The sequence below is a fragment of the Mycobacterium sp. genome (assembly GCF_025933915.1).
GTDB lineage: Bacteria > Actinomycetota > Actinomycetes > Mycobacteriales > Mycobacteriaceae > Mycobacterium.
The window spans coordinates 21381-27577 of sequence record NZ_JAICZA010000055.1 but is presented as its reverse complement, the minus strand read 5'-3'; the positions used below and the strand labels follow the sequence as shown (position 1 = coordinate 27577).

Here is a 6197-nt window from a genome sequence, read left to right as displayed (position 1 = left end):
TTGGCCGCGCATGGCTACAACAAGTTCTTCGGCGGCGGCCGCATCCCGGGCACGGCGCGCTGGTTCGAGAGCATCGGCATGAAGCCCGGGAAATTCCATGCCACCGTGGCGGCGAGCACGGAAATGGCCGCCGGCCTGGGCCTGGCCGTCGGGCTGCTCACCCCGATCCCGGCGGCGGGGTTCGTCTCGTTGATGCTGGTCGCGGCCTGGACGGTGCACCGCGCCAACGGCTTCTTCATCGTCAAAGAGGGCTGGGAATACAACCTGGTGCTGGCGGTCAGCGCGGTGGTCGTGGCCACGCTGGGCGCCGGGAGGTTCAGCCTGGACTACGTGGTCTTCGGGAAGAACTGGATGGACGGTTGGCAGGGTCTGCTGATCTCGGTGGTGCTCGGCCTGGCCGGGGCCATCGGTCAGTTGGTGATCTTCTACCGGCCGCCGGCCAAGCAAGCCGGTTAGCTCTTAGCCGCCGCACTGGCCCTACGTCGGGTTGCCGGGGCGAAACGCGGGCGCTGCGCCCATTAGTCGACGCTCGAGGCCGCGACGGCCGCCGTCTCGGCGGCGGTCACTTCGGCCGCGGCGCGCTCGCCCGAGCGAATCGCACCGTCGACCCACCCGCACATGACGGCCGAGCTCTCGGTGCCGGCCCAGTGGATGCGGCCGCAGGGTTCGCGCAGGGTGTAACCGAACTCGGTCAGCACGCCGGTGGGGGCGTGGCTGATCATGCCGCCGCCGGAATAGCGCTCCACCGTCCAGTTCTGCTCGTGGAATTCGCGGTGATCGTTCGCCTTGCTCCCGAAGCGATCAACGAGCTCGCCGATGATCACCGCCTTGCGCTCGGCCTCGTCGAGCCTGCCCAGTCGTCGTGCCGCGGGTCCCTCGCTGATGACGCACATGACCCCGGGGTTTCCGGTGTCCGTGCAGGCGTCGATGGTCAGGGTGGCCGGGGATCCCGGCGCGGCCGACTGGCCGGACAACCCGTCGGCGCGCCAGAAGGGCTCGTCGTAGACGACCGAGATCTTGACGACGGCGCCGCTCGGCATCCGCTGGTGCAGAAAGGCTCGATCCACCGGCAGCGCCGGCTCGTAGACGATCGAGGTGGCGATCGCCAGCGGGATCGCGACGATCGCCCGCCGCGCCCGCACCGTCATGCCGTCCGCGCTGACGGTGACGCCCTCGGCATCCTGGGTGATCTGCCGGACGGGCTGCGACAGGTGCACCGCATCGCCGAGCTCGGCGGCGATCTGGCGGTAGATGGCGCCCATCCCGCCGACGGGGCGGGCGTCCTGGGAGCCGCCCTTGCCGGAAATGGCGAAGGTCGGGCCGCCGGCGGATCCCGTCTGCAGCAACGCCCACAGCAACGACGTCTCCGACCCCGCCGACGTGTACAGACCGGCCAGGGCCATGTCGAGCATCTCGCGGGCTTGCCTCGACATCGTGTTCTTCTCGATCCACGCGCCTAGGCTGATCCGGTCCCACTCGGCGGCTTCCTTTGCCTCCCAAGGGGCTTCGCGCGGGATCGATTTGCACATTCGCTCGAACGACATCAAGCCGAGGCCAAGGTTGGTGACGGCCCACGGGCTCATCGTCCAGGGGATGGTGCCGCCGTAACGATGCTTCTTGCCGCCGACGATCATCATGGCGTCGCCGTCGTTGTGCTGCTTGTACTCCGGCACGCCGAACTCGTTCATCAGCGCGTAGATCCGGTCCTGGCCCGGGCCGATCCACGCGCCGCCGCGATCGATCCACGTCCCGTTCGGGCGGGTCTCGGTGAAGGTGCGGCCACCGACCCGGTCACGCGCCTCCAGTAAGGCCACCGACTGGCCCGCCCGGGTGAGCCGCAACGCGGCCGTCAGGCCCGCGAATCCCGCTCCGACCACGCAATGATCGACCTCAGACATGGCTGGCTCCTCAACCTAGTCCACCCCAGCAGCAAACTACACCGACCGGGTGCCGGCGGCGCCGGGTTGACCCGATTGATGTGCGTTCGCGGTGCACCGTCCAGATCAGTCCGGTTCGCCATACTCGTCGAACCAGTGCGCCAGTTTGCCGCGGCGACTTACGGCACGGAGTCTGCGCTCGGTGGGGGCACGCGTTTTGGGTGTGGTGACGATGAGCAGTTCGTCGCCGGCCTGGATACGGGTGTGGGGCTGGGGCACGAACGTGCGGCCCTTCCGGATGATCAGGGTGATGACACTGGGGTCCGGCAGCCGCAATTCGAGCACCGAGACGTTGTGCAGCCGGGATGGCGGAGACACCGTCATCGTCAGCAGCTCTGCCTCCAATACGTCCAGGGGAGCCGCCTCCACCTGGATCTCGCGAGTGGCTTCGCCAGAGATCAACCCGAGCTTGTGGGCGAGCAAGCTTAATCCGGGACCCTGGATCAGGGTGAAGACCACGACCAGAATGAACACGATATTGAGCAGCCGATAGCTGTCCGCAACACCTCCGACGATGGGAAAGGTTGCCAGCACAATCGGGACCGCGCCACGCAGGCCGGCCCACGAGAGGAACACCTGCTCGCGCAACGGCACCCCAAACGGGGCGAGTGAGATCAGCACCGAGAGCGGCCGACCGAGCAACAGCAGCACCGCGCCGATGACGATCGCCGGTATCAGTTCGCCGCCCAACTGGCTCGGGCTCACCAACAGGCCGAGGAGGACGAACAACCCGATCTGGGCGAGCCAGCCGAGCCCTTCCGCGAAGGACCGGGTGGCCGAGCGATGGGGCAACCCGGAGTTCGCCAGCACCACAGCGGACAGATACGCGGCGATGAACCCGCTGGCGTGAGCGCTGGCCGCCGCCGCGAACGCCACCATGCCCAGCGCAAACGTCGCCAGCGGATACAGCCCGGAGGCCGGTAGCGCCGCTCGGCGCATGGCGAATGCGCCGAGCAGCCCGCCGAACAATCCGACCGCAACGCCGACAACCAGCTCGTACACCACGTTGGTCGCGGCGGTTCCCGGCGCAAGGGTCAGCGGTGTCGTGCTGAACATGAGCACGAGGATGGCGGCGGGCGCGTCGTTGAATCCGGACTCGGCCTCGAGAAGCCCGGCGACGCGCCTGGGCAACGGCAGGATACGCAGGACCGAGAACACCGCGGCAGCATCGGTGGGCGACACGATGGCGCCGAGCAGCAATGAGAGTTGCCAGTTGATGCCGAGCAGCAGGTGCGCGCCCGCGGCCGTGATCACCATGCTCACGCCCACTCCGACCGTGGCCAGAACACCCGCGGGCGCCAGCAGCTTGCGTATATCGGCAAACCGCGTCGTCAGGCCGCCCTCGACCAGAATGACGGCCAGTGCCGTCGTGCCGAGGTCGCTGGAGAGTTGAACGTCGTTGAATTCCAGCCCCAGCCCGTCGTTGCCGAGGGCGACGCCGACCGCCAGGAACAGCAGCAGGCTGGGCAACCCCACTTTGGCGGCCGCCCGGGTCGCGATGATGCTGCCCAGCAGCACGAGGCCCCCGACCAGCAGCGTCACGTACAGCTGCTGCAAGGTCATTTTCATCGCCGTTCGGGTCGCGGCTCGGTCAGCAAAGTCGGGTTGTGTGCGAGTGAATCAGTAGTAACACTAATGACTAGCTGGGGTACATGCTGAACGGCTGTCAGGAGAGTGGACGTGCGTATCGGGATTGCCGGCGCGGGCGCGGTCGGTCGGTCGGTCGCGCGCGAGCTACTCGAGGCCGGTCACCGGGTCTTGCTGATCGAGCGCAACGTCGACCACTACGCGCCGCACACGGCGCCCGAGGCGGAGTGGCTACTCGCCGACGCGTGTGAGCTGGCTTCGCTCCAAGAGTCCGGACTGCAGCTGTGCGATGTCGTCATCGCGGCCACCGGCGATGACAAAGTGAACCTCGCGGCGGCGCTGCTGGCCAAGACCGAGTTCGGGGTGGCCAGAGTCGTGGCCCGCGTCAACGACTTGAGAAACGAGTGGCTGTTCAGCGACGCGTGGGGCATCGACGTGGCGGTCTCCACACCTCGCGCCATGGTGGCCGGAGTCGAGGGGGCCATCGATGTCGGCCACCTCGTCCAGTTGATGGGCCTTGCGCATGGTCAAGTCAACCTGTCGAAACTGACACTGCCGGTGGACAACCCGCTAGTCGGCCAGCGGGTTTGTGACCTGTCCCTGCCGGAGAACGCCGCATTGATCACCGTGCTGCGCGGCGCTGACGTCATCTTGCCGCGGCCCGACGACGTGCTCGAGGCCGGCGACGAAATGTTGTTCGTCGCAAGCAGCACAGCCGAGAATCAGATCCGCGCCATCATCATGCACGGCGCCCCGCACTGTCCGGTGCACCCCGTCAAATCCCGGCTGTCGACGTGAGGGCGCACCGGTCCCCGGCACGTACCAGGCAATCGTCGGTATCCGGTGAGAAACCCGCCGGCAGAGTTCGGCCCCAACGCATGCCAGCGGCCTAGAACACGTTCTAGTCTGTGGAACCATGGGATTTCTGAAGCCGGAGCTACCGCAGCTCGACATGGCCGAATGGAACAAGGGCAGCCGCAGCGACAAGATCCGCCCGATGGCCAAGCACTGGGCCGAGGTCGGCTTCGGCACGCCTGTCGTACTGCACCTGTTCTACGTCGTCAAAATCCTGCTCTACATCCTTGGCGCGTGGCTGTTCGCCTCGGCCACGCGAGGTCTCGGCGGGTTCACCCATGTCGCGTCGTGGTGGTCGGAGCCGATCGTGTTCGAGAAGGTCGTCCTCTACACGATGCTGTTCGAGGTGATCGGTTTGGGTTGCGGCTTCGGGCCGCTGAACAACCGGTTCTTCCCGCCGATGGGCTCGGTTCTGTACTGGATGCGCTTCGGCACCATTCGGCTGCCACCGTGGCCGGACCGCGTACCGCTGACCAAGGGCACCAAACGTAAGCCGATCGACGTCGCCCTGTACGCGCTGTTTCTTCTGGTGACGCTGGCGGCGCTGTTCGCGGACGGCACCGGACCGATCCCCGAGTTGGGTACGACGGTCGGGCTGTTGCCCGAATGGAAGATCGTGCTGATCCTGCTGCTTCTGGTGGTGGTCGGTCTGCGCGACAAGGTGATCTTTTTGGCGGCGCGTGGTGAGGTCTATGCGACCATGGCGGTGACGTTCCTGTTCGCGGCGCCCGACATGATCGTCGGGTCCAAGGTCGTTTTCCTGGTGATCTGGGTGGGCGCGGCGACATCCAAGCTCAACAAACACTTTCCGTTCGTCATCTCCACGATGATGTCCAACAACCCACTGGTGCGGCCCCGCTGGCTGAAACGGCGCTTCTTTGAGAAGTTCCCGGATGATCTGCGGCCCGGGCGGCTGTCGCGGTGGCTGGCGCACCTGAGCACGGTCATCGAGATGCTCGTGCCGTTACCGCTGTTCTTTTGTCACGGCGGCTGGCCCGTCACGGTGGCCGCCGTCGTCATGGTGTGCTTCCACTTGGGGATCCTCGTCTCGATCCCGATGGGCGTGCCGCTGGAGTGGAACGTATTCATGATCTTCGGGGTGTTGTCGTTGTTCGTCGCGCACACCCACATCGGACTCGCGGACCTGAAGCACCCGGTGGTGGTGGCGATCCTGTTTGTCGTCATTGCGGGAATTGTCCTGCTGGGCAACATGTTTCCGCGCAAGATCTCGTTTTTGCCCGGGATGCGTTACTACGCCGGCAACTGGGACACCACGTTGTGGTGCATCAAGGGATCGGCCAACGACAAGATCGGCCGAGGCATCGTGGCGATCGCCAGCATGCCGCAGGCCCAGCTGGAACGGTTCTACGGCAGCCCGGAGGCGGCGCAGATCCCGCTCTACATGGGATATGCGTTCCGCGGCTTCAACACTCACGGCCGGGCGCTGTTCACGCTGGCGCATCGCGCCATGGCGGGACAGAACGAGGACGACTATGTCCTCACCGACGGCGAGCGGATCTGCAGCACCGCGATCGGCTGGAATTTCGGCGACGGCCACATGCACAACGAGCAACTGATCGCCGCGCTGCAGGAGCGCTGCCGCTTCGAGCCGGGCGAGGTCCGCGTCGTGCTGCTCGACGCGCAGCCGATTCACAAGCAGACGCAGGCGTATCGATTGGTCGACGCGGCGACCGGTGAATTCGAGCGCGGCATCGTCCGGGTCGCGGACATGGTCACCCGGCAGCCCTGGGCCGACGACGTTCCGGTCGAGGTGGTGTCGGACTAACCCCGGGTGTAACGCCACGGCGACATTTCCCG

General features: G+C 66.4%; 5 protein-coding genes. 3 read left to right on the top strand and 2 right to left on the bottom strand.

Annotated elements, in window-relative coordinates; translation table 11 throughout:
• Positions 1-456 (top strand): DoxX family protein (locus Q0W90_RS11210; RefSeq protein WP_297774560.1); only part of this gene is annotated, 456 nt, incomplete at its 5' end.
• Between the two features lie 62 nt (positions 457-518).
• On the opposite strand, the gene Q0W90_RS11205 is transcribed toward Q0W90_RS11210, so the two are convergent.
• Both Q0W90_RS11205 and Q0W90_RS11200 read right to left on the bottom strand, forming a co-directional pair.
• Entirely contained in the window at positions 519-1898 is a 1380-nt protein-coding gene (locus tag Q0W90_RS11205; protein ID WP_297597313.1) for an FAD-dependent oxidoreductase, read from the bottom strand.
• Positions 1899-2003: 105 nt separating this feature from the next.
• A complete protein-coding gene (locus Q0W90_RS11200) occupies positions 2004-3500 on the bottom strand; it encodes a potassium/proton antiporter (RefSeq protein ID WP_297597311.1) in 1497 nt (498 codons plus the stop codon).
• Between the two features lie 117 nt (positions 3501-3617).
• Between Q0W90_RS11200 and Q0W90_RS11195 the strand changes: the two genes are divergently transcribed.
• Both Q0W90_RS11195 and Q0W90_RS11190 read left to right on the top strand, forming a co-directional pair.
• On the top strand, positions 3618-4322 hold the full coding sequence (locus tag Q0W90_RS11195; RefSeq protein ID WP_297774558.1) for a TrkA family potassium uptake protein: 705 nt from the start codon (positions 3618-3620) through the stop codon (positions 4320-4322).
• A 118-nt stretch (positions 4323-4440) separates the two neighbouring features.
• Complete coding sequence (locus tag Q0W90_RS11190; RefSeq protein ID WP_297774556.1) at positions 4441-6165, top strand: DUF3556 domain-containing protein; 1725 nt, start codon at positions 4441-4443, stop codon at positions 6163-6165.
• Positions 6166-6197 lie beyond the last annotated feature (32 nt).